Origin of the sequence: Litorerythrobacter xanthomarinus, assembly GCF_046254955.1 — a bacterium.
In the GTDB taxonomy this organism is placed as follows: domain Bacteria; phylum Pseudomonadota; class Alphaproteobacteria; order Sphingomonadales; family Sphingomonadaceae; genus Qipengyuania_C.
In genome coordinates this window covers 312,505-333,949 of the sequence record NZ_JBJXRG010000001.1, presented here as the reverse complement: position 1 = coordinate 333,949, position 21,445 = coordinate 312,505, and the positions used below count along the sequence as shown (strand labels likewise).

Below are 21,445 nucleotides of genomic sequence, written 5' to 3'. Positions count from 1 at the left end.
CCGTTCCATTGAAAGGAAAAATGCAATGACGAAATCTCTTACAGTCGCCATGCTTCTGGCCGGAGCGGGTGTGTTGGCAGCGTGCCAGCCCAAGCCGCCCGAGCAGCTTCCGCCGCCGCCCGCCGACACAAGTACAGATGTCGACACAACCCCAGCGCAAACCGCGCAAGGTCCGCAGCCCGGATCGCAAGCGCATTTCATAGATGCGGTAAACGGCCAGAACGTGATCTTTTTCGATACCGACCGGTTCAATATCGACAGTTCGGATGCCGCTGCGCTGCAGACACAGGCCCAATACCTGTCGCGCTATCCGGGCGTAAACGTCACGCTGGAAGGGCACACCGACGAACGCGGCACACGCGAATACAACCTCGCGCTGGGCGAGCGGCGTGCGAATGCCGCCAAAAACTACCTGGTCGGGATCGGTGTCGATGCCAGCCGTATTCGTACGGTCAGCTACGGCAAAGAACGGCCGGTTGCGCTAGCCTCCAACGAGACAGCATGGGCGCAGAACCGCCGTGCGGTGACAATCGTTATCGAATAAGTTTGTGAGGTTTGGGAAGAGCTGCCGGATATTCCGGTGGCTCGCCAGGCTCAGGAGCCGAAACCTGCTTCGGCACTCGCTGCTGTGCTGGCGATTTGCACGGTATCAGAGCGCTGCTCGTCTTGTGCAAGCATGGCAAAGCCGCCCATCGCAATGATGGCGAGGATCGAGGAAAGGGTCAGTTGCTTGCTCATGTCTGGTCTCTTTGAAGAGGCGCTTAGCGCCAATATATTTACGAACTATTGCAATGCAACATTTCAGATTGAAACCAGTTCCCGGTCATTGCGCATTTTTCCATCCTCTCTAGATTAACCCCCATGAAAAGCGGACCAACAGCATGAGCGGCGCACGACGATCACTGGATTGGGGCTTCCCGCGCTGGCGTGCCTACGGCGGTTCGCGCGAGGCCACCAATGTCCGGTTGTGTGATCGCCATGGTTGCGAGGAAAAAGGCGATTGCCCGGCTCCCAAAGCTCCGAACAGCCCTGAGAAGTGGTTTTTCTGCCAGAAGCACGCGGCGGAATACAATTCCAAGTGGGACTACTTCGAAGGGCTCGACAAGGCCGAGGCAGCAGAGCGTGCCAAGGCCGAGCGTTCGGAGAATGCCGGCTATGCCGAAGCGGCGCATTATGGCTGGGCCGGGGCTGGGGATGGTTCACGCAGCGCCGACGAGATGCGCGCGCTGGAACTTCTCGAGCTGGAAGCCGATGCCGATTTTCCGGCGGTGAAGAAGGCTTGGCGCGAGAAGGCCAAGCTGGTCCATCCGGACGTCAAACCGGGCGACTCCGAGGCCGCCAAGCGATTCCAGGCATACCAGGTTGCCTATGATGTTCTGCGCCAAGCCGAGGAAAGGCGCAGCTGGAAGGGATAAAGAATCCTTCGGAATCAAGGGTGAGAATGTTCACACTTGTATTCTCTTTAGGAAATATTAACCAAACCCCGCGATCACGGGTGTCGAGGCCGAACCACGGGAAAAATCCGGGCGGTGAGGCACCTATTCGCGGGAGACGAAACGTGACGACATATACGCTGCTTAAGCCAATTCGGGTCTGGCAACAGCATCGTTCGATCAAGCGCAAGCTGGCGGAAATCGCCGCGATCGAACATAGCTTCAAAGCTCCTCAGGGATACCAGCTGGTCCTCTAGGGTGCGTGAAGGGCCACCGGCTCTGTTGCAAATGAGTTGAGGGGTCCTGGCCATCAAGGCCGGACCCCTTTGCTCGTTCTGGGGCGCCGATCCCAGGGCGAATTGCGTGGTGCGCTAGCTGTCGATCTGGGGATTGGGATTGTCGTTCCACCACGGCACTTCGCTATGCGGACGCACATCGACTTCGTGGCTCCAGCAATTCTTCGGTTGCTGCGCTAGATGCCAGTAGGTTTCGGCCAGCGCTGCCGGGTCGATTATTCCGTCTGCTCCCAGCGATTCCTTGAATCGCTCCCAATTATCGCCAAGCAACTTGCCGAGCGTTTCGGGCGAGTTGACCGCGCCATCGACAACCACATGCGCAACATGGATGCCCTTGGCGGCAAATTCGGCATTGAGCGTCTGGCATAACATCCGCCGACCGGCCATCGCTGCGGCATGGCTGTGCTGGCCGGCATTGCCGCGCATGGCCGCGGTTGCCGATGTTACCAGCAGGCTGCCTTTCCCGCGCTCGGCCATTGCCGGGAACATTGCATGCGCCAGCCGGAACACGCCGAAACAGGCGAGCCGCCAACCGAGCTCGAAGGTCTTGTGCGGCGTATTTTCGAGCGTGCGATTGCCGATCTGCGCGCCCAGGTTGTAGAGCGCGCTGTCAATCGGCCCGATGTCGCGCTCGATCCGCTCGACCAGTTCTTCGATCGATCCGTCTTCGGCCGCATTGAGCAAGGTACCGCTCGCCGTCCCGCCATCGTCCTCAATCTGCCTGACGAGGCGGGCAAGGCTATCCTCGTTGCTGCGGCGGGCAAGGACCGCGTGATAGCCGCCCGCTGCAAAGCGCGCAGCGGCGTGGGCGCCGATCCCCGCGCCTGCTCCGATGACGAGGAATACCGGTTTCTTGCCTGCCATGTGTCACTCTCCCTAGCTGGTCAGCGTCAGCCTAGGAGGGCGATCAGACTTGCGCCAGTGCCTGCTCGAAATCGGCGATTAGATCGTCCGGATCCTCGATCCCGATCGATACGCGCACGAGATTGTCGGTGATGCCCAGCGCAGCCTTGCGCTCGTCGGGTACGGACAGATGCGTCATCGCTGCCGGGTGGCTCGCCAGCGTCTCGGTGCCGCCGAGGCTTACCGCAAGTTTGGCGATCCTGAGCGCATCGAGGAAGCGGAAACTTTCGGCTTCTCCGCCCTTGATAAAGACCGAGAATGTACTGCCCGCTCCCGTGCAATGGCGATTATAGATATCCTGCTGGCGCGGATCATCGATCATTCCGAGATAGCCCAGGCCTTCGATTTTCGGGTGCTCCTTGAGATAGGCGCACACCTTGGCTGCGTTCGATCCCGCCTTTTCCATCCGCAGTTCGACTGTTTCGAGGCTGCGCAGCAGCATCCACGCGGTATTGGGATCAGCGATCCCGCCCATCGTGTTGCGGAGCATGCGCACCGGATCCATCCACTTCTTGGCGCCAGCAATACTGCCTGCAACGAGGTCTGAATGGCCGCCGACATATTTGGTCAACGAGTACACTACGATGTCCGCTCCGTGATCGAGCGGACGCTGCCACAATGGACCGAGGAACGTGTTATCGATTGCGATCGGGCAGGGCTTCTTGAGCGTCGCGTCGCGCGAAGTACGCACCGCTTCAATATCGACCAGCGCATTAGTCGGGTTGGCCGGACTTTCGAGGTAGATCATCGCAACCTTGCCGCCTTGTGACTTGGCTTGCTGTTTGGCGCGCACCAGCACTTCGTCGATCTCTTCGCGTGTCGCGCCTGCCGGAAAGTCAACATAGGTCACGCCGTAACGCGAGAGGTGCTTGGCAACGAAACCTTCGCTGGCGGCATAGAGCGGTCCCGAATGGACGATGACGTCGCCCGCATTGCAGTAAGCGAGCATCAGCACGCAGATTGCGGTCATGCCGGAGGAGAAGCACAGCGCGTCTTCCGCGCCGTCCCAGATCGCCAACCGGTCTTCGAGGATTTCCTGGTTTGGCCCATTGAAACGCGAATAGACGAGCCCTTCCGCGCCGCCTTCGCGCTTGCCCGTGATCCCTTCGAAATGGCGCTTGCCCGCTGCCGCGCTTTCGAACGCGAAAGTCGAGGTCAGAAAGATCGGGGGTTTGAGCGATCCTTCGGAAAGGACCGGATCGAAGCCATGCCCCATCATCAGGGTCGATGGCTTCAGCTCGCGGCCGCCCAGCGTCGTGACTTCGGGCTTGGGCTTGCGGCGAGGAGTGGGGGTGTCAATTGCGTCGGCACCATCGGTCATGGCGAAACCTTCCTTCGAAAGCGCCCCTAGGAAGGCAGGAGCTAAGCTCGGGCTACCGGCTACCCGCTCCTAACCTCCGCAGGAGCGCATCTTCCGGCACACGATAGTTGCAAGCGTAATTAAATTACTCGGTGGCGCAATTCAAGCGATGAGGCGAGTGATCGCAAAGGACATCCCCACAATGAGGAAAATCCCTGCGAGGTCGAGCAGGATACCTGCGCGCACCAACCTGCCGATCTTGAGCCGTCCGGTCGCCCAGGCGATAGCGTTGGGGCCGGTTCCGGCGGGCAAGATGAAACCCCAGCTCGCGGCCAGCGCTGCAGGCATGGCGAGCAGGATCGCATCCTCGCCCAGGCCCAGCGCGGCTGCAAGGCTCGCGACAACTGGGATGATCGCGCTTGCTGTTGCGACATTGCTGGCGAACTCGGTCACCAGAATTACCATTCCTACGATTGCGACGGCGATCAGAATCAGCGGGACGACTTCGAGCGGGAGCAGGGCATTGCCCAGCCATCCGGCAAGTCCGGAGCTTTGCATGCCCGCGGCCAGAGCGAGTCCGCCACCGAACATCATGATCACGCCCCACGGCGCGCGGTCGGCCTCCTTCCAGATCAGCAAAGGCCTCCCTGACCCATCGGGCAGGATAAAGAGCGCAAACGCGGCGAGAATCGCGATGGTGCCATCTGTCCAGCTGTTCTCAGGCAGGTAAGGCGCCACCCAGCGCTGGGTCATCCATAGGAAGAACGTGATCGCGATGATCGGAACCAGCCGCTTTTCTGCGCTCGACCAAGGAGACGCGTCATCAATGGCATCGCGCGCCGCAGCAACATCGAAGGGATGATCCGCCACACGCTGGACTTTCGCAATCAGCCATGCCGCCAGCGGCACCCCGATGATTACCACGGGAATTCCGTACAGCATCCATTCGGCGAAGGTAATCTGCAGCCCGATCATGTCATCGAGCAGGGCGACTGCAATCCCGTTGGTGGGCGAACCGACGATCGTGCCGAGCCCGCCAATGCTGGCCGCGAAAGCAATCCCCATCGGCAGCGCGCCCGAAATGCCGTCAGTCGAAGGCGCTGAATCGGCCGTGATCCCTCCAGAAAGCACCGCCAGCGCCATCGGCATCATGATCAGTGCGGTCGAAGTGTTCGATATCAGCATCGAGAGGATTGCGGCGCTGATCATGAAGGCGAGCAGCAATCGTCCCTGGCCGCCGCTGGTGCCGATGGTGTTGAGGATCGCGAGCGATAATCGTCGGTGCAGTCCAGTCCGTTCGATCGCGAGCGCAAGGAATGCGCCCCCCAGCAGCAGGAACAGGATCGGCGCATAGTAAGCGCCTGCAGTCTCGCGGGCGGTCATCACACCGCTCAGCGGCAGCACGACGAAGGGGAGCAAGGCGGTTGCGGTGAGCGGCAGCGCCTCGGTCATCCACCAGGCTGCCATCCACACTACCAGACCCGCGACAAGCCAGGCTTCTTGCGACATACCGTCCGGCGGCGCTATCAGCGCAGTTATTGCAAAGGCCAGAGGGCCGAGAAAGAGGCCGATGCGGCTGGCTGTCATGTCCGGATGGCCCCTCCCGCCAAAGGCGCGAGGCTACTTCGGTGCCAGCACCATCAACATCTGGCGACCCTCGAGGCGCGGGAAGGCTTCGACCTTGGCGGTTTCTTCGGTGTCGTCGCGAACCCGGTTAAGCAAGTTCATGCCCAGTTCTTGGTGTGCCATTTCACGACCGCGGAAACGCAAGGTGATCTTCACCTTGTCACCGTTATCGATAAATTTGTTCACATTGCGCATCTTCACGTCATAATCATGTGTGTCGATATTGGGGCGCATTTTGACTTCTTTGATGTCCTGCGTTTTCTGTGTCTTACGCGCCGCATTGGCCTTTTTCTGGGCCTCGTAGCGGTACTTGCCGACATCAAGGAATTTGCACACCGGCGGATCGGCGTTGGGAGATACCTCTACCAGGTTGAGACCGACTTCGGCGGCCTGTTCGATCGCTTCATTGGTGTACAGGACCCCGAGGTTTTCACCTTCGTGGTCGATCACACGGACCTTGTCCGATTGAATCATGTTATCGTAGCGCGGGCCGCTTTTGACGGGCGGTGTGTTCATGCGCCGGGGTGGACGAGCTATGGGGCTTTCTCCTTAGGTGTTGCCATTCAGTGTCGTGTCGAGGGGGCTACTTAGGGAGAGTCGAGGCCCTTGAGAAGGGGATTCCTCTAAGCGGCCGCCCTCCAAAGCGGGAATCGCGCCAACCTGCCGCTTGCGGGCAACACCGCGTCAATCGCCGATGCTGGCTGGAGCGCGCGCAAAATCGCGCGATCGGACGCGTCCATACCGCCCGTGAGCGAACCGAATGCGGGCAGGATCATGCGGTCCCCCGCATCGGCATTGGTGCTTACCACCGCGCAGGGGCGCGAGATATGCCGCTGGCGGATCTTGACCCGCATTTTGGGGTGGAAATGCCCGGAGAATTCCGGGCGCGTCTCGCCCGGCCGCGCAATATGGCGCAGGACCACTCCGCCCAATTCGATCTCTTCTTCCAGCGCGCCGCCAAAGCTGCGCGCCATATGCTCGTCATGATTGCCGGTGATCCAGATCCAGTCGAGCGAGCGGGTGAGCGATTCGAGCATGCCGGAGGCATAAGGATCGAGCCGCTGCGTGCCTTCGTCATCATGGAAATTGTCACCCAGCGTGATCACCCGCCGCGCGCCGGTCTGCTTCACCGCGTCGGCCACCCGTTCGAGCGTTTCGCGGCTGTCGTAAGGCGGCAGCATCTGCCCGTGCTTCGCGAATGCGCTCGCTTTTTCCAGGTGGAGGTCCGCCACCAGCAGGGCTTCCTGGCGCGGCCAGTAGAGCGCGCGACCGGCGCCATTCTGGCCGAGCAGGGCGAATTTCTCACCTGCGAACGAAAGGGGAACCATGCCTCGCTATTGCCCTAGGCGATTCCGCTTGGCAAGGTCGCTTGCGAAAGATTGATCTCCATCAAGGAACTTGCTGGAGGATCCGGCCATGGGCGCCCAATCACAAACCTCAGTGGGATGATTTGAATGACCGATTGGAGCAAGCAGACTGGCGAAGCCAAGGCATGGTTCGAAAGCTTGCGTGACCGGATCTGCGCCGAATTCGAAAGTATCGAGCGCGAAGCTGGCTCGGACGCGCGCTTCGAATATCGCGACTGGCAACGCGAAGAAGAAGGCAATTCTGATCCCGGTGGGGGCACTCAGGGCCTGATGAAGGGCAAGGTGTTCGAAAAGGTCGGCGTGAACGTATCAACCGTGAGGGGCAGTTTCGCGCCCGAGTTTGCTGGCACGATCAATGGCGCCTCGCCGGAGAATCCGAACTTCACCGCGACCGGGATCAGCCTTGTTGCGCATATGACCAACCCGCACGTCCCGGCCGTCCATATGAACACACGCTTCCTCACGACGCAGGCGGCGTGGTTCGGGGGCGGGGCGGATCTCAACCCGCCGCTTCCCTACGAAGATGACACAAGTGACTTCCACGCCCGTTTTCGCGCCGCCTGCATGGCCCACAACCCGACCTACTATGACCGCTTCAAGAAATGGGCGGACGAGTATTTTTTCATTCCCCATCGCGGGGTCCACCGCGGCGTTGGCGGGATTTTCTACGACCACCTCGAATGCGAGGACGAGGCGGCATTCGAACGAAATTTGGCGTTTACCAAGGACGTTGGCGAAGCATTCCTCGATATTTTCCCGAAGCTGGTTCGCCGCCGGATGGAAAGCGAATTCACCGACGCGGAGAAGCTCCAACAGCTCGAATGGCGCGGGCGCTATGCCGAGTTCAACCTGGTGTATGACCGCGGGACCCTGTTTGGGCTCAAGACCGGCGGGAATATCGATGCAATCCTGATGAGCCTGCCGCCCGAAGCCGTCTGGACATGAGCGCGCTGGAAATCACCGAAGCGGATCGCGCGGCGTTCGCAGGGCGATCGCGCGCGGTCGATTATTCGGTGACCGACAGGCTGCATTACCTGGGCAATTACGAGCGTAACATCCCCTCGAACCTGCGCCGGATGATGGAGAATGCGCATGACTGGGAGCATCTCCCCTTCGTGCACCCCTCCAGCTTTGCGGCGATCGAATTGGTCGAGGCCGGGACATGGGGCTGGCGCTGCAAGACTGCCCTTCCGAACGAAGGCGGGGACCAGCTGATCGAACTGCTGGTCGATAACGATGGCCACTATTGGGCGACTACCGTGGTCGATGGGCCGGGGCAGGGCACGCAGATTCACACCCAGGCAAGCGCTTGTGAGCCGGACGGGATCACGGTCGATGTGCGCTTCTATTCGCCGCAAGCTCCCGAAAGCGACGAACAGGCTGCGATGGTGCTTGGCTACCTGCAGGCGCAGTATGCCGGGCTGTATGACGAAGACGAAGGGCTGATGCTCGGCCGTCAGGAAGCGCTGGATGAGCGTAAAGTGCGGAGCGAATCCGAAGGTTTGGCGGACTTGGGACCGGAAGCTGATCTCGATCGATCAACCATCCACTTCGCCACTGTAGGTGGTGATCGCGCCTGTGTCCGGTTCCACGAAGGACAATGGATCGCTTACGCCGCGCGCTGCCCCCACGCGCTCGGCCCGCTCGATGAAGTCGAACCCGATGAAGATGGCCGTATTGCTTGCCCATGGCATGGATATCGCTTTGACCTGTCGAACGGGAGCGAAGAACGCGAGCGCTGCGGAAAGCTTGCAATGTACCGCTGTGAGATCGGCGAGGGCGGCCGCCTGCAAATTTTTCTCGAATAATCCGTAAGTAACCTCTTAACCCCCGTCGCCGAATGTGCTGTATCCACGCGGCCTGTTCTGTGATGGGCAAGCGGGACCGCGCGTGGTAGGCATTCGGAATTCCCCGAAGTGTCGTTTAGGACGAGGACAGAATGGTCGCATCCAATCTGGCAATTGCCGTTGCTTTACTTGGCGCTCCTGCAGCGCCGGATGCGGACGTGCGGGTCGAAAGCGGTGCCGAGCTGAGCCACGCCGCGCGCCGTGTGACGATGGTGCACGTCGACACGCATACCCAGCAGTTGACGCAATCGGTCGAATCCCAGCCGGATGAGACCACAGTCGAAACCGCAGTTGACGATGACGGCGAGGAGAATCGCGATCTTCCGCAGGATCCTGCTGAAACCGTCCAGCAAGTTGCAACCGAGGAAAGTGACACTGATCCCCCGGAAGGGGCAGTCGGGCCTGATGGCGAGATTCTCGTGACCGCCGAGCTCGAAGCACCCGAAGGCGATCCGGCCGAAGCGCTGAATGCCGCCACTTATGAAGTGGTCGAAGCGATTGATCTCGCGCTCGTCGAACCGCTCGCCACGGCCTATGACGATGGTGTTCCCAAGCCTGTGCGGCGCGGAATTCGCAATTTCCTGCGCAATCTTGGGGAGCCGATCAATTTTCTCAACTTCCTGCTGCAGCTCAAGCCCGGCAAGGCGCTCAAGACCGCTGGACGGTTTGTCGTCAATACCACGCTGGGTGTCGGCGGATTGTTCAATCCGGCAGAGAAGAAGTTTGGACTGCGTTACGAGCAGAACGGGCTTGCCAATACGCTGGGCTATTACGGCATCGGGCCGGGCCCCTATCTCTACCTGCCGTTCATAGGGTCGACCACTGTGCGCGACCTCGCCGGGCGTATCGTCGATCTTTCGATCATTCCGGCAGTCGCAGGCAAGCCTTTCAACGATCCGCTGTACACGATCCCCGTTGCCTCGCTGAATGCGCTGGAGTGGCGGATCGAAACCGACGACCAGATCGATGCGATCCGGTCACGCTGCAACGATCCCTATTCGGCAAACCGGGATATCTACCTCATCCAGCGCCAGCTCGAAATCGATGCGCTGCGCGGTAAACAGTCCGAAAATCTCGCCGAGCTGGTCGAGCGGTTCGAATTCAACTGCGACATTGACGTGCTGACCTCGGGCGAATTCGCCCCGGACAACGCAAAAGAGTTCGTCGATAACAACACCAATCTTGTCGAGGCCGCTGAGGAAGAGGAAGCCTTCCAGGCCGAACTCGATCGCCGCGCGCAAGAGGCTGCCAATGCTTCGACGAGCGAAGAGGGCGACGACAGGCCTGAGCCCGATCCGGCAACAAGCGGCGATGTCATGATCGATGAAGCCGCCGCTTCGGGGCCCGCGCCTCAGCCAGAGCCGGAAATCCGTTTCGTTTCGGAGCCGCAGGTCCAGCCTGTAAGCTAAAAACTCCCCTTCGGGCCGCTAGTCCCTAGCTCGGATCGCGGCCCTCGAAACAACTTTACCGTTGCATCGCGCGGATTTGCGCCCACAATCGCTTAAGCGATGCTGCGCCAGTATGAACTTGTAGAGCGGGTCAAGGAATACGATCCGGACGCCGATGAGGCGCTGCTCAATCGCGCCTATGTCTATACTGTCCAGAAGCACGGAACGCAGAAGCGCGCCAGCGGCGATCCCTATTTCAGCCATCCGGTGGAAGTTGCCGGGCTGATGACCGACCTGAAGCTGGACCAGGAAACGATCATCACCGCGCTGCTGCATGATACCGTCGAAGATACACTCGCAACGATTGAGGATGTCGAGGAGAATTTCGGCAAGGAAGTGGCGCAGCTCGTCGACGGCGTGACCAAGCTTTCGAAGATCGAAGCGATGCCGGAAGACGAACGCGCGGCGGAAAACCTGCGCAAGTTCCTGCTCGCCATGAGCGAGGATATCCGCGTGCTGCTGGTCAAGCTGGCTGACCGGCTGCACAACATGCGTACGCTGCATTTCATCAAGTCGGAAGACAAGCGTCGCCGCATCGCCCGCGAAACGATGGATATTTATGCGCCGCTCGCCGAACGGGTCGGCATCTACGAATATATGCGCGAGATGCAGGCGCTTGCATTCGAACATCTCGAACCCGATGCCTATGCCACTATCACCGGACGGCTGGAACAGATCAGGAGTACCGATGGCGGGCAGGTCGATGCCATCGCGCTCGCGGTCAAGCAGTCGCTCGCGGAAGCAGGCCTCAAGGTCGAAGTCTCGGGCCGCGAGAAGCACCCTTACTCGATCTGGAAGAAGATGGCCGAACGCCACGTCTCTTTCGAGCAGATCACCGACATCATGGCATTCCGTGTGATCACCGAGAGCGAAGAGGATTGCTACCGTGCGCTGGGCGTATTGCACCGCACTTGGCAGTTCATTCCCGGCCGATTCAAGGACTACATCTCGACACCCAAGAACAATGGCTATCGCTCGCTCCACACCTCGCTGATCTACGAGAATTCGATGCGTGTCGAAGTGCAGATCCGCACGCGCGAGATGCACCGCACCAACGAGTTCGGCCTCGCTGCGCACTGGGCCTACAAGCAGGGCGACCGCCCAGACGGGCAAATCGCCTGGCTGCGCGACCTGATCGAGATCGTCGATGCCAGCCATGATGCGGAAGAGTTGCTCGAACACACCCGGCTGCAGGTCTACCAGGACCGGATTTTCGCATTCACCCCCAAGGGTGCGCTGTTCCAATTGCCGAAAGGCTCAACGCCGGTCGACTTTGCCTTTGCAGTTCATACCGATCTGGGAGCACAAGCGGTTGGCGCCAAGATCAACGGCCGCCATATGCCACTGCGCACGCCGCTCAATAACGGCGACGTGGTCGAGATTATAAAGGGCAAGAAGGCAGAGCCGCAGCTTTCCTGGCTGAGTTTCGTCGTCACCGGCAAGGCTCGCGCCGCGATCCGCCGGGCGGTCCGCCTGAAGGAACGGCAGGAGGTCACCTCGATCGGGCGCAAGCTGCTCGACGAAATAGCGGCTCGTCTGCCTGCCAAGATCGGCAAGAAGGCGATCAGGGAAGGGGCTTCGCGCCTCCATCTCGAGGACGAGGACGATCTCTACTATGCCATCGGCGCGCACAAACTGGAGGACCGCGATGTCATGGAAGCGTTGGTTCCAGGCAGCACAGCGGATTTTCCGGCGGCGGTCGAATGGGCGCAGCAGGAGCGCGCAATCTCGATCAAGGGCCTGACCCCTGGTGTCGGTTTCCTCCTGGGCGAATGCTGCCATCCGGTCCCTGGCGACCGGATCGTTGGCCTGCGCAAACCGGGGGAGGGCGTCGAAGTGCATGCGATCGACTGCCTGCAGCTGGCCAGCGGGGTCGATACCGACTGGCTTGATCTGTCTTGGGGCAAACGCTCTGCCGGTGCGATCGGTCGGCTACGCGTAACGCTCTATGATCGACCCGGAACGCTGGCCGAGATGGCCGGGATCTTTGCCCAGAACCATGCCAATGTGATCAACCTGAAACAGGCCCAGCAAGATCATCCTTTCGCGCACTACGAGATCGATCTCGACGTGAAGGACCTGGCGCACCTAACCCGGATCATCAGCGCCCTCAGGGCAAGCGAAGCCATTGCCGAGGCCGAGCGTGTCTGATGGCAATCGCCTGATGAAAATATTAGGTCTCGATCACGTGCAGTTGGCGATCCCGGCTGGCGGCGAAGAAAAGGCGCGCGCGTTTTATGGTGACCTGTTGGGAATGACTGAAGTTCCCAAGCCGGAAACACTATCGCAATCGGGCTGCTGGTTCGAAAGCGGACCGTTGCATTTGCATCTGGGTGTCGATCCCGACTTTCTACCTGCAACCAAAGCGCATCCGGCCTTTTTGGTCGATGATCTCGAGTTGTCTAAGGTAGGTCTATTGGCGGCTGGATTTGCAGTAAATGATGATAAACCCGTGCCAGGTTACGTGCGGTTCTTCACCAGCGATCCCTTTGGTAACCGTCTGGAATTCATGCAGAAAACCTAGAGCAGTTCAAGCTCGACCTCGATCTGATCGGCTTCGGCCAGATCTTCAGACCTCATAACTTTCTTGCTCACCAGCAAGATCCATTCGGTTTTCTTGTTCTGCGGGAACACGGACGATTTCCATTCCGTATCGCCGATCCTCGCCATCACCTTGACCGACCCGAAACCACGCTGCGAACCATACTCCAGGCGGTGCAAGCGCTCGTGCATGGCGATCTGCTCGGCGACATTTCCGGTAATGGAAACAAGGTGATAGGTCCCACGGTCACCTTGCCAGCGGGCGAGACGCGCGGTGTAAGTGAGCGACTCAGTCACTCGGCACCCGGCGAATGGGAACGCGAAGATTGCAGATATCGATCCCGCCTGCCGAGACCTTGTAGAACGCATCGTTCCGGTTGGCGGAGACCGCTGCATAGCGCGCGAAACTTTCGCTTTTGGTGTCCAAGTATTTGAAAAAAGGTGGTTCTTTCACCTCGTTGCCAAGCCTGATCGACAGGATCGGGGTGTGCTCCGCCTCGGTTTCGTAGACCCCATACTCGCCCGTCCCGCGCGGCAAGATCGAGAGATGCGCCATCCCCTCGATCACTCGTCCTACGACGGCGATATTGCGGTCGAGCTGGCGCGGCGCGTGCCCGATCACCGCATAGAGTTCCGCCCCCGTGCCGGTATCGGGCGAGAGGTCCCGCGCAACTCCGACGGAGCCGTAACAGTGGGTTGGAGCGTTCGACACGCTGTCAGGCGTGCCTTGCCCAGCGAAGGGGAAACCTGCGTTAAAGCCCGTCCAGCGGAAAATGTCATTCCTTGGCCGAAACAGGTTATCTAGGCTTCGGTTGTATCTGACATGATTATTGTGGGTGTACTCACTCTCCGGTACCACATTCAGCCCCTTGGGCAGCGGCTTGGCTGGGCGCGTGCGATCAGCCTCGTCCTCCTCGCTATCACCCCATTGGACCACCCAATTGTCGACCGAGCGATAGATCGAGAGCCCGTCCCACCAGTGTGCCTTCGCCAGCGTCCGGATGTTCTGGGTCCAGCCTTGCGAGAACGGCGCGGGCATCAACTGGATCACCACCTCTCGGTCATTGCCGTCGGCATCGGGAGCAAGCGTCATCACCAGCAGGTCCGCCGGATCGATTGCGACCCAGTCCGATTGTGGCGCAGCCTGCACCACGGAATAAGGCGTCGGTTTCTCGACTTCATCTTGTGCGTGAGCTGACACAGCGACCAGAGAAATGGCGGCCAGCGCCGGGACAACTGATTTGATCATGACTTGATGTCTGCCACGGCTTGCGCGTCCTTCCAAGCCCCGCTAGAGGCGCGCCTTCTTGTTGGCCTACAGCGCTTCGCGCTACTTGAGACCAAAGGGCAGATCACTGAGCCCATTGCACTCAAGCAGCGAATCGGTAGTGCGATCAGGAGCGCGGAGCGGTGGCCGAGTGGTCGAAGGCGCACGCCTGGAAAGTGTGTATACGGTAACCCCGTATCGTGGGTTCGAATCCCACCCGCTCCGCCACCCACCCCCGACACTTGTCTCTGTTATCAGGGTGGTTTTGTAACCCTCGGAAGTGCGGGCTCTAATCAGGCCCGATCCGTTTCCTGGCAGCAATTCGTGAGCTGTCTCCAGCGTTTTCAGGGCCGATTTTGCCGGCCAGTCTCTGCACCGATCACAATCGGTTCGGTTTCCCTGTTAAACAGGGAAAGAACAGGGAAAATTGCAAATTTGAGGCCCAAAACAGGCCATTTCAGGCGATCTGGCACGCTTGGCCGTGCAATTCAACACGTCTTTTCAGTAGCTTGAAGGGCTCAAATCGGGGTTTCCCTGTTCTTCGCCATAACAGGCTATTTATTCGCCGTATCAGGGACTGAATTCGCGCATAACAGGGCATTTAATCGCCCATAACAGGGCCCATAACAGTGACGCCTATTGCGGCTCGAACCCGAACTGGTTGCGCTGCTCTTGCCAGTCTATCGGCAGTTCGCATTTGACCAGGCGCTCGAGGTTGAGGCCTGCTGGCTGGGCGCCATCGATAATCGCGCGCTGGATGTCAGGCGCGAGGAATGCAAGTCGCTGGATCCGGCGTTCATAGGGTGAGCCCGACGTGGTCAGCGCGAGCGGCATGCCGCGATCCTTCTCGACCATGGAATGCGCTCTTCTGAGTGCCGCGATCAGGGTCTTGTCCATTTCACGCGGTCGGCGTTTGCCGAGAATGATATGCCGCTTGCCGCCGTGCAGCGGCAGCGCGAGTTCGATCTCGATTGTCGTGCGACGCTTGCTGGCGGTGACCAGCCTCTCGCCATCTTGCAAGTTGCCGGCAAGCTCTATCGAGCGATCGCCGGTAAGCGTGATCAGCATGCCATGGCTTACGAGGCGAACTTCCTGCAGCAGCGCAATCGCCTTTTTTGTACGGGGCAACCATCGCTCGAGGTGCTGCTGGATAAGCCGATCAAGCTGCGCGGCGGGTAGCCTTCGGACCAGATTATCATCGGGCACCTTCTGGCCCTGCTGGAGCGATGCCGAGACGTAGTACCGATAGAGCTTGCCATGACGATTGCGGGCAAAGCTGGGGCTCATGGCTTCGCCTGAAGCATCGTACAATTTGCCGGTCAGCGGCGATCGTGCAACCGAGCGTTCCTTGCTGGATACGCGCCGACGAGCATTGGCATCGAGTTGCGCTTGCACCTGATCGAAAAGATCTGGATCGAGGATCGCCTGGTGCTCGCCGTCATGGACTTCGCCCTTGTGAACGATCATGCCGAGGTAGGTCTTGTTCCGCAGCATGTGGAACAAGGCTCCTCTGCTGAACGAGGCGCCGCCCATGACCTTGCCCTTGCGCGTGACATGCCGCTTGGAGGTGATCCCATGAGCTTCGAGTTCGCGCTGCAGCGTATAGACCGAGCCCAGCACGAGGTAGCGGGTGTAGATATGGCGCACGCGCTCTGCTTCCTCGTGGTTGACTCTCAGCATTCGCGAGCCTTCTTCTGGGATGTCATAGCCAAGCGGCGGCATACCGCCCATCCACATGCCGCGGGCCTTGGAGGCTGCGATCTTGTCGCGGATCCGCTCACCGGTCACTTCGCGCTCGAACTGGGCAAAGGAGAGGAGCACATTGAGCATCAGCCGGCCCATCGAGCTAGTGGTGTTAAACGACTGCGTCACCGAGACGAAGCTGACCTCGGCTTTCTCGAAGATGTCGACGATGCGGGCAAAGTCGGTGAGCGAGCGCGTCAGCCGGTCGATCTTGTAGACGACGACCACGTCGACTTCGCCCGCTTCGATATCTGCAAGCAGGCGACGGAGGCCGGGCCGCTCCATGTTGCCGCCCGAGAAGCCGCCATCGTCGTAGCGCTCGGTAAGGAGGCTCCAGCCCTCGCCGGCCTGGCTGGCGACATAGGCTTGTGCGGCATGGCGCTGCGCATCGAGTGAGTTGAAATCTTGCTCGAGACCTTCCTCGCTCGACTTGCGGGTGTAGATGGCGCAGCGGATGACATCGCTTTTGCTGGGCTTCGCCATGGTTCAGCTCCTGAGGCCGAAGAAGCGCGGCCCGTTCCAGCGGATCCCGGTGATCGCGCGCGCGGTGGCCGAGAGCGAAGGATAGAGCTCGTCCTGCCAGCGGAAGCCCTCGTCCTCGACCACGACCTCGATGCGCTTGCCTTTCCAGTTGCGCGTCAGCCGTGCGCCGATCCCGAGCTCCTTGCCTTCGGGGTCAACTGAGCCCTTGCGCGCCAACGCTTTCCTGGTCGCGGTATCGAGCCCGCCATAGGTCTCGGCCTGGATCCGCCAGGCGAGCTGCAGACGCATGATCGGTAGCGAGCGCAGCGCAGGCGGCGCGCCGTAGCGCCGCCGCCAGAGGGCACGCAGCTCATCGAGCTCCATGTCGGCGATCTCAGCGACGAGCGCTTCGACATCTGCGCTCACGAGGCGCGGCTTGCGCGGTAGCGACGCACGCCCTCGCTCTTCTCCGAGGTGATGGCAAGACCGCGCTTCTTCAGCGCTCCCGCCATTGCGCCGCGCACCGAGTGTTGCTGCCATCCAGTGGCCTCGCTCATCTCGGCGATGCTGGCGCCATTTGTGCGGATGAGCAGCTCTTCGAGGCGGTCGAGCTTGCTGGGACTCATTGTTTTGGTCTTCGTTGTTGTATCGGTCATTGACTGTCTCCGGTTTACCGGCGGACACAATGGCCGCCATCACCCAGACAAGCCCACAAGCCGGGCGCGAGAGACAGCAATGCTCTGAAAAGGCACGAAGTCCAGTCGAAATCAACAATCCCCGCTATCCACAGGCGGTGAATCGCCAGTCCCTTTATGTTCGCTACATGTACGCGTATGTTCCGCTTATGAAGAACGACGCTATGACGGCAGCCAGCGCTGCCGATCGCCGGCTCGCGGTCATTTATCGTGACCTTGCGAGCCTCACTCCTGATCCGCGTAACGCGCGCACGCACCCCAGACGGCAGATCGAGCAGATCGTCCAGTCGATCCGCGCCTTCGGGTTTACCAATCCGATCCTGGCTGATCCGGACGGGGTGATCATCGCCGGCCATGGGCGATTGCGGGCGGCGAAGGAAATGGGCTTGAGCCAGGTCCCGGTGATCGAGCTGACGGGCCTGAGCGAACCGGAAAAGAAGGCGCTGCGGCTTGCAGACAACAAGATCGCGCTCAATGCCGGATGGGACCTCGAGATCCTCAAGCTGGAACTGGCCGATCTTTCCTTGCCCGAGATCGATCTCGACCTCTCGCTGACCGGGTTCAGTCCGGGCGAGATCGACGTGGTACTTGAAGATGCGCCCGATCCCGATGACGAGGTCATTCCCGCTGTTCCCGAGAACCCTCGCGTCAGGCAAGGCGACATCTGGCAACTGGGCGAGCACCGCATTGCCTGCGGCGATGGCCGGGACCGGGAATTCCTTGCAAAGCTTGTGGGAGATGAAGCGAAGATCGACTGCGCGTTTCTTGATCCGCCCTACAATGTAAAGATCAACGGCCACGCCAATGCGAAAGGCCGCCACCGCGAGTTCGCGATGGCTTCTGGCGAGATGAGCACACCTGAGTTCCCCACGTTCCTTGCCGACACGCTTGGCTCCTGCGCATCGGTCTCGCGCGACGGCGCGGTGCACTTCGTGTGCATGGACTGGCGCCATATGGATGACGTCACAGCGTCAGTGGAAGGCCTCTACTCTGACCTCCTCAACATCTGCGTGTGGAACAAGAGCAATGCCGGGATGGGTTCGCTCTATCGCTCCAAACACGAGATGGTGTTTGTCTACCGGGTCGGTGAAACCGCGCACACCAACAACGTTGAGCTCGGCAAGCATGGCCGCAACCGCACCAATTTGTGGGACTATCCAAGTGTCAACTCGATGAAGGGCTCGCGGCGTGAGGACCTCGCGCTGCATCCGACGGTCAAGCCGGTCGCGATGGTGGCGGATGCGATCTGCGACGTCACAAGACAGGGCGAGCTGGTGCTCGATATCTTCCTGGGCTCAGGCACCAGTCTAATCGCAGCCGAGCGTGTGGGTCGGCGCTTCCGCGGGCTCGACATCGATCCGGCCTATGTCGATCTCGCGATGACCCGCTGGTCCGAGATTACCGGCAAGGAGCCAGAGCTCATCCACCGCGAGAAGGCAGTGGGAGAGGCAGCATGAGCAGCGATACCCGCTTCCAGAAGGGCCAGTCAGGCAATCCGAAGGGACGCCCTAAGAAACGCAGGCCCAACGTATCTGCCTTCGATATCATCTTCGATCAAAGCCTCAGCGTTACTCAGAATGGCAAGACCCGCGAACTGACGATTGACGAGGCACTTCAGCTACAAACCTACCAGGCCGCTCTCAAAGGCAGCCGCATGGCGATCCGCAAGGTCCTCAAGATGATCGAGAAGCGCGAGGTGGCACTGGCGAAGAAAGCTCCGCCACAACCTGTCGCCACGCGTCTCGCAACCGAATATGATGCCGACAATGCCAATGAGGCCATGCGTATCCTGGGAATTGCTGACTATCTGGACGAACCTGGCCGCACTCCTGAGCAACGCCTGTTCAAGCTCTACAACTGGGCGACCCAGGCCGCGCTCAGCCGACCCGGGCGCCGGAAGTTCGAGAAGAAGGATGTCGAAGATATCAACCGGTCAACAATCGACGCCGAGGATCTGCGCTGGCCGCGCGGCAGGATTGCATGAGTTACCAAGAGCTGATCGGCTACGGCAATCCGCCTGCTTCGACCCGGTTCAAGAAGGGCCAGTCCGGCAATCCGCGCGGACGGCCGAAAAAGCGGCACCGCGAGATGCCTTACGATGCAGTGCTCGGGCAGATGGTAACTATCCGTGAGAACGGCAAAGAGAAACGGGTCACGGCAGCCGAAGCGTTCCTTCTCCAACTTACCCGGAAAGGCCTTGCAGGTGACAGTGCAGCGGCACGTGCTTCGCTCGAGGCAATAGAAGCAGCTCGTGCAAAGCGCACCGACACAGCTGCGCCATTGAGATTGCGATGGGTCCTTGTCGGCATGGGAGTGGGTTGCGCTATAAAGAAGCTCGGTATCGCGCAAAAGAAATACCCGTACGACGAGAACCGGGTTCGGTTCGAGCTCAACCCATGGATTGTCGAAGCTGCGCTCGAACGGCTTGGCGAACGCCGCCTGACTCTCGACGAGCAACGCGAGGTCTTTGCCAACACCCGCACACCCTACAAGGTCAATTGGCCCGAATGGTGGGATGTGAAATCGTGAAATGTCCCAGCGAACATTGTCGTGCAGCGAGCCCAAGACAGCGCCCTGCTAATCGTGCCGAGCTGGCAAGCTTACCCGCCGAGACTATCAGCAATCAAATCCATTGCTGTAGCTATTGTGGCTGTCTTTGGTCGCAGCTTCCAGATGGAAGAGCCCGAATTTGGATCGACCCTCCTTTAGGATCCTAAGGTCCGCTTCGCGCCCCAATATCGTACGTGGAAAGTCGGAACCAAGCTCCCGATAGCAGACGTTCAAATCGGGCTGCAGCACGCCGTTGCCGCGCATGCATGCAAAACCTTGGGATTAGGAGCTCCAGTCGATCGTCATCATTATGATTGACGCAATGTATTTGCACTATTAGTGCCATTACATGCACGATTGGCAATGGCTAGAAGAGATTGAAGCTTGACCTATACGCTCTATGGGATGGCCGGCTCGCTCTACACAGCGCGAGCTCGCTCCTACATGCGCACCAACGCAGTCCCCTTCACAGAGGTGAAGGCTGGTAGCGAGGAATTCACTGGAGAGATCGTTCCGCAGATCGGACGCTGGATCATTCCGGTGATCAAGACGGCCGATGGCACGATTATACAGGATGGCGCGGACATTATTGACCATCTTGATGCAGCCGGTTTCAGCAAGAATCCGATCTATCCCACCGAACCGGTGCTATTGCTGATCGCCCATGCTTTCGAACTGTTCGGTTCACACGGCCTTCTGCGACCCGCTATGCACTACCGCTGGAATTTCGATGAAGTGAACCTACCCTTCTTGCGGGAGACATTTCGCGATGTACTACCCTCGTGTCTGTCAAAAGATGCAGAGGATGCCGACTTCCTCCATGCCAGCGGGCGAATGCGGCAAGCGGCTGTGGTGTTGGGGGTTACGCCCGACACGCAGAGATTGGTGGAAGAAAGCTACGCGCAATTCCTTGTCCTGATGGAGCAGCACTTACGTCACCACCCATTTATCCTCGGAGGCCATGCAACTATAGCCGATTACGGCTTGATCGGAGCGATGTACGCTCACCTTGCCCGTGATCCAGTGCCGCTAAGGCTGATGCAAACAAGCGCACCCAATGTGTTCCGCTGGGTTGAGCGGATGAATATGGCGGAGACTTTCGTCGATGAAGCAGTCGCCAAGGCGCAAGGCAAACTCTTCGATAGCGACAGCCTCCCCCTAACCTTACTCCAGCTGATGCGCTTTATCGCTGATGATTACCTTCCCGAGATCGCAGCGCATGTCGAGCACGCGAACAGCTGGCTTAAGCGTCACACCGAAATCGAGAGCGGTTCACCGACCAAGAACAAGTCGATGAAGAGTGGCATGGGGCTGGCGCCGTTCCAATGGCGCGGGGAGGAGATTGAAACGGTTGTCGTGCCCTACCGATTCTATCTGCTGCAAAGGCTGCAGGATGCGTTTTGTCGCCAGTCAGAAAATGATCGAACTACGATCCGCGCGCGTTTCGAAAGTACCGCTCTTGAAGACCTTCTAGACCTGCGAACCAACCGCAGGATGGACCGTCGTGATAATCAGGAAGTCTGGGGGGAACTCCAGTCATGACAGACTGCCAGCTGCTCTATTCGATCGACCAAGGTGTCGAGGCAATCACATTCAGTCGGCCGGAGAAGCTAAACGCATCGACGCCAGCGATGCTAGGCGAAGTCTTCAAGCTCGTGGCTTAGTTTCGTCTTGCCGCTGCAAGCTCGCGTGCTGTCACCACGCCATCCTCATTCTTGTCCACCCTCTCAAATGCAGTTCCATAGGCGCCATAGCGACGCACCATACCTGCACGACCCAACCCATCTTCAGCATTCGCGTTGATGAAATTTCTGAACTCGGCCCGGGTCAGCTTCCCGTCACTGTCTGCGTCCGCGTTCTGGAAATTTTTCCGCGCCTTGGCTTGATCGTCAGCTTCTTCGTTCGCAAGCAAAGGCGCGGCAACGAGCACGGCGGAGGCGGCGAGGATTGTAGAGAGCTTCATCAGG

General features: G+C 59.7%; 25 protein-coding genes and 1 tRNA gene. 14 read left to right on the top strand and 12 right to left on the bottom strand.

All coding sequences use genetic code 11. The annotated features are described in order from the left end of the window. Nucleotides 1–25: 25 nt before the first annotated feature. Nucleotides 26–544: a peptidoglycan-associated lipoprotein Pal gene (gene pal / locus ACEWMW_RS01670; RefSeq protein ID WP_409412152.1), complete on the top strand. Its 519-nt coding sequence runs from the start codon at nt 26–28 to the stop codon at nt 542–544. Between the two features lie 50 nt (nt 545–594). On the opposite strand, the gene ACEWMW_RS01665 is transcribed toward pal, so the two are convergent. Continuing rightward, on the bottom strand, nt 595–738 hold the full coding sequence (locus ACEWMW_RS01665) for a hypothetical protein (RefSeq protein ID WP_409412151.1): 144 nt from the start codon (nt 736–738) through the stop codon (nt 595–597). Between the two features lie 143 nt (nt 739–881). Here ACEWMW_RS01665 and ACEWMW_RS01660 point away from each other — a divergent pair, with 143 nt between their 5' ends. Continuing rightward, on the top strand, nt 882–1,415 hold the full coding sequence (locus ACEWMW_RS01660; protein WP_409412150.1) for a J domain-containing protein: 534 nt from the start codon (nt 882–884) through the stop codon (nt 1,413–1,415). Nucleotides 1,416–1,558: 143 nt separating this feature from the next. Then, nucleotides 1,559–1,690, top strand: a complete 132-nt coding sequence (locus ACEWMW_RS01655) for a hypothetical protein (protein WP_409412149.1) — start codon at nt 1,559–1,561, stop codon at nt 1,688–1,690. A gap of 114 nt (nt 1,691–1,804) precedes the next feature. Here ACEWMW_RS01655 and ACEWMW_RS01650 read toward each other — a convergent pair whose 3' ends face one another. The 5 genes from ACEWMW_RS01650 to pdeM form a co-directional block, all read right to left on the bottom strand. Beyond that, nucleotides 1,805–2,593, bottom strand: a complete 789-nt coding sequence (locus tag ACEWMW_RS01650; RefSeq protein WP_409412148.1) for an SDR family NAD(P)-dependent oxidoreductase — start codon at nt 2,591–2,593, stop codon at nt 1,805–1,807. Nucleotides 2,594–2,636: 43 nt separating this feature from the next. Continuing rightward, entirely contained in the window at nt 2,637–3,953 is a 1,317-nt protein-coding gene (locus ACEWMW_RS01645) for a cystathionine gamma-synthase family protein (protein WP_409412147.1), read from the bottom strand. 141 nt (nt 3,954–4,094) lie between these two features. After that, nucleotides 4,095–5,519: an SLC13 family permease gene (locus ACEWMW_RS01640; RefSeq protein WP_409412146.1), complete on the bottom strand. Its 1,425-nt coding sequence runs from the start codon at nt 5,517–5,519 to the stop codon at nt 4,095–4,097. 33 nt (nt 5,520–5,552) lie between these two features. Beyond that, complete coding sequence (gene infC / locus ACEWMW_RS01635; protein WP_409412145.1) at nt 5,553–6,074, bottom strand: translation initiation factor IF-3; 522 nt, start codon at nt 6,072–6,074, stop codon at nt 5,553–5,555. Between the two features lie 107 nt (nt 6,075–6,181). Then, on the bottom strand, nt 6,182–6,886 hold the full coding sequence (gene pdeM / locus ACEWMW_RS01630; RefSeq protein WP_409412144.1) for a ligase-associated DNA damage response endonuclease PdeM: 705 nt from the start codon (nt 6,884–6,886) through the stop codon (nt 6,182–6,184). Between the two features lie 126 nt (nt 6,887–7,012). Between pdeM and hemF the strand changes: the two genes are divergently transcribed. From hemF to ACEWMW_RS01605, 5 genes are all read left to right on the top strand, one after another. Continuing rightward, nucleotides 7,013–7,870, top strand: coding sequence for an oxygen-dependent coproporphyrinogen oxidase (hemF, locus tag ACEWMW_RS01625; RefSeq protein ID WP_409412143.1), 858 nt, complete (start codon nt 7,013–7,015; stop codon nt 7,868–7,870). Beyond that, the gene (locus tag ACEWMW_RS01620; RefSeq protein WP_409412142.1) at nt 7,867–8,733 is read left to right on the top strand and encodes a Rieske (2Fe-2S) protein; all 867 of its coding nucleotides are present in this window, start codon (nt 7,867–7,869) and stop codon (nt 8,731–8,733) included. Before hemF ends, ACEWMW_RS01620 begins: the two co-directional genes overlap by 4 nt. Nucleotides 8,734–8,864: 131 nt before the next feature. Continuing rightward, nucleotides 8,865–10,181: an MlaA family lipoprotein gene (locus ACEWMW_RS01615; protein ID WP_409412141.1), complete on the top strand. Its 1,317-nt coding sequence runs from the start codon at nt 8,865–8,867 to the stop codon at nt 10,179–10,181. 99 nt (nt 10,182–10,280) lie between these two features. Continuing rightward, the gene (locus ACEWMW_RS01610) at nt 10,281–12,371 is read left to right on the top strand and encodes a RelA/SpoT family protein (protein WP_409412140.1); all 2,091 of its coding nucleotides are present in this window, start codon (nt 10,281–10,283) and stop codon (nt 12,369–12,371) included. Nucleotides 12,372–12,384: 13 nt separating this feature from the next. Further along, complete coding sequence (locus tag ACEWMW_RS01605; protein ID WP_409412139.1) at nt 12,385–12,744, top strand: VOC family protein; 360 nt, start codon at nt 12,385–12,387, stop codon at nt 12,742–12,744. Here ACEWMW_RS01605 and ACEWMW_RS01600 read toward each other — a convergent pair. Together ACEWMW_RS01600 and ACEWMW_RS01595 are read right to left on the bottom strand one after the other, a co-directional pair. Then, nucleotides 12,741–13,058 carry a DUF1905 domain-containing protein gene (locus tag ACEWMW_RS01600; protein WP_409412138.1) on the bottom strand — a complete coding sequence of 106 codons (318 nt, stop codon included), beginning with the start codon at nt 13,056–13,058 and terminating at the stop codon, nt 12,741–12,743. The genes ACEWMW_RS01605 and ACEWMW_RS01600 overlap by 4 nt on opposite strands. Then, nucleotides 13,051–14,010, bottom strand: a complete 960-nt coding sequence (locus ACEWMW_RS01595; protein WP_409412137.1) for a peptidylprolyl isomerase — start codon at nt 14,008–14,010, stop codon at nt 13,051–13,053. The genes ACEWMW_RS01600 and ACEWMW_RS01595 overlap by 8 nt, the downstream gene beginning before the upstream one ends. Before the next feature lie 155 nt (nt 14,011–14,165). Here ACEWMW_RS01595 and ACEWMW_RS01590 point away from each other — a divergent pair. Beyond that, a tRNA-Ser gene (locus ACEWMW_RS01590) sits at nt 14,166–14,256 on the top strand. Nucleotides 14,257–14,664: 408 nt separating this feature from the next. Here the strand turns inward: ACEWMW_RS01590 and ACEWMW_RS01585 are convergent. Genes ACEWMW_RS01585 through ACEWMW_RS01575 form a run of 3 tightly spaced genes read right to left on the bottom strand, consistent with a single transcriptional unit; the run spans nt 14,665 to nt 16,889 of the window. Next, nucleotides 14,665–16,254 carry a recombinase family protein gene (locus ACEWMW_RS01585; RefSeq protein WP_409412136.1) on the bottom strand — a complete coding sequence of 530 codons (1,590 nt, stop codon included), beginning with the start codon at nt 16,252–16,254 and terminating at the stop codon, nt 14,665–14,667. Nucleotides 16,255–16,257: 3 nt separating this feature from the next. Continuing rightward, nucleotides 16,258–16,659, bottom strand: a complete 402-nt coding sequence (locus ACEWMW_RS01580; protein WP_409412135.1) for a DUF2924 domain-containing protein — start codon at nt 16,657–16,659, stop codon at nt 16,258–16,260. Then, the gene (locus ACEWMW_RS01575; RefSeq protein WP_409412134.1) at nt 16,656–16,889 is read right to left on the bottom strand and encodes a DUF3489 domain-containing protein; all 234 of its coding nucleotides are present in this window, start codon (nt 16,887–16,889) and stop codon (nt 16,656–16,658) included. Before ACEWMW_RS01575 ends, ACEWMW_RS01580 begins: the two co-directional genes overlap by 4 nt. A 188-nt stretch (nt 16,890–17,077) precedes the next feature. Between ACEWMW_RS01575 and ACEWMW_RS01570 the strand changes: the two genes are divergently transcribed. The 5 genes from ACEWMW_RS01570 to ACEWMW_RS01550 all read left to right on the top strand — a co-directional run bounded on the left by ACEWMW_RS01570 (nt 17,078) and on the right by ACEWMW_RS01550 (nt 21,142). Further along, nucleotides 17,078–18,385, top strand: coding sequence for a site-specific DNA-methyltransferase (locus ACEWMW_RS01570; protein ID WP_409412133.1), 1,308 nt, complete (start codon nt 17,078–17,080; stop codon nt 18,383–18,385). Then, complete coding sequence (locus tag ACEWMW_RS01565) at nt 18,382–18,912, top strand: DUF5681 domain-containing protein (RefSeq protein ID WP_409412132.1); 531 nt, start codon at nt 18,382–18,384, stop codon at nt 18,910–18,912. Before ACEWMW_RS01570 ends, ACEWMW_RS01565 begins: the two co-directional genes overlap by 4 nt. After that, nucleotides 18,909–19,457, top strand: a complete 549-nt coding sequence (locus ACEWMW_RS01560; protein WP_409412131.1) for a DUF5681 domain-containing protein — start codon at nt 18,909–18,911, stop codon at nt 19,455–19,457. Before ACEWMW_RS01565 ends, ACEWMW_RS01560 begins: the two co-directional genes overlap by 4 nt. A gap of 405 nt (nt 19,458–19,862) precedes the next feature. Continuing rightward, complete coding sequence (locus tag ACEWMW_RS01555) at nt 19,863–21,020, top strand: glutathione S-transferase C-terminal domain-containing protein (RefSeq protein ID WP_409412130.1); 1,158 nt, start codon at nt 19,863–19,865, stop codon at nt 21,018–21,020. Next, entirely contained in the window at nt 21,017–21,142 is a 126-nt protein-coding gene (locus tag ACEWMW_RS01550; RefSeq protein ID WP_409412129.1) for a hypothetical protein, read from the top strand. The genes ACEWMW_RS01555 and ACEWMW_RS01550 overlap by 4 nt, the downstream gene beginning before the upstream one ends. Here the strand turns inward: ACEWMW_RS01550 and ACEWMW_RS01545 are convergent. Next, nucleotides 21,139–21,441, bottom strand: a complete 303-nt coding sequence (locus tag ACEWMW_RS01545) for an EF-hand domain-containing protein (RefSeq protein ID WP_409412128.1) — start codon at nt 21,439–21,441, stop codon at nt 21,139–21,141. The genes ACEWMW_RS01550 and ACEWMW_RS01545 overlap by 4 nt on opposite strands. Nucleotides 21,442–21,445 lie beyond the last annotated feature (4 nt).

Coding starts and splice junctions, on each gene's coding strand:
- ACEWMW_RS01665 (WP_409412151.1), bottom strand. CDS start 738: ATGAGCAAGCAACTGACCCTTTCCTCGATCCTCGCCATCATTGCGATG.
- infC (WP_409412145.1), bottom strand. CDS start 6,074: ATGAACACACCGCCCGTCAAAAGCGGCCCGCGCTACGATAACATGATT.
- ACEWMW_RS01620 (WP_409412142.1), top strand. CDS start 7,867: ATGAGCGCGCTGGAAATCACCGAAGCGGATCGCGCGGCGTTCGCAGGG.
- ACEWMW_RS01640 (WP_409412146.1), bottom strand. CDS start 5,519: ATGACAGCCAGCCGCATCGGCCTCTTTCTCGGCCCTCTGGCCTTTGCA.
- hemF (WP_409412143.1), top strand. CDS start 7,013: ATGACCGATTGGAGCAAGCAGACTGGCGAAGCCAAGGCATGGTTCGAA.
- ACEWMW_RS01615 (WP_409412141.1), top strand. CDS start 8,865: ATGGTCGCATCCAATCTGGCAATTGCCGTTGCTTTACTTGGCGCTCCT.
- ACEWMW_RS01550 (WP_409412129.1), top strand. CDS start 21,017: ATGACAGACTGCCAGCTGCTCTATTCGATCGACCAAGGTGTCGAGGCA.
- pal (WP_409412152.1), top strand. CDS start 26: ATGACGAAATCTCTTACAGTCGCCATGCTTCTGGCCGGAGCGGGTGTG.
- ACEWMW_RS01575 (WP_409412134.1), bottom strand. CDS start 16,889: ATGACCGATACAACAACGAAGACCAAAACAATGAGTCCCAGCAAGCTC.
- ACEWMW_RS01645 (WP_409412147.1), bottom strand. CDS start 3,953: ATGACCGATGGTGCCGACGCAATTGACACCCCCACTCCTCGCCGCAAG.
- ACEWMW_RS01660 (WP_409412150.1), top strand. CDS start 882: ATGAGCGGCGCACGACGATCACTGGATTGGGGCTTCCCGCGCTGGCGT.
- ACEWMW_RS01560 (WP_409412131.1), top strand. CDS start 18,909: ATGAGTTACCAAGAGCTGATCGGCTACGGCAATCCGCCTGCTTCGACC.
- ACEWMW_RS01650 (WP_409412148.1), bottom strand. CDS start 2,593: ATGGCAGGCAAGAAACCGGTATTCCTCGTCATCGGAGCAGGCGCGGGG.
- ACEWMW_RS01570 (WP_409412133.1), top strand. CDS start 17,078: ATGAAGAACGACGCTATGACGGCAGCCAGCGCTGCCGATCGCCGGCTC.
- pdeM (WP_409412144.1), bottom strand. CDS start 6,886: ATGGTTCCCCTTTCGTTCGCAGGTGAGAAATTCGCCCTGCTCGGCCAG.
- ACEWMW_RS01610 (WP_409412140.1), top strand. CDS start 10,281: ATGCTGCGCCAGTATGAACTTGTAGAGCGGGTCAAGGAATACGATCCG.
- ACEWMW_RS01545 (WP_409412128.1), bottom strand. CDS start 21,441: ATGAAGCTCTCTACAATCCTCGCCGCCTCCGCCGTGCTCGTTGCCGCG.
- ACEWMW_RS01605 (WP_409412139.1), top strand. CDS start 12,385: ATGAAAATATTAGGTCTCGATCACGTGCAGTTGGCGATCCCGGCTGGC.
- ACEWMW_RS01595 (WP_409412137.1), bottom strand. CDS start 14,010: ATGATCAAATCAGTTGTCCCGGCGCTGGCCGCCATTTCTCTGGTCGCT.
- ACEWMW_RS01565 (WP_409412132.1), top strand. CDS start 18,382: ATGAGCAGCGATACCCGCTTCCAGAAGGGCCAGTCAGGCAATCCGAAG.
- ACEWMW_RS01585 (WP_409412136.1), bottom strand. CDS start 16,254: ATGGCGAAGCCCAGCAAAAGCGATGTCATCCGCTGCGCCATCTACACC.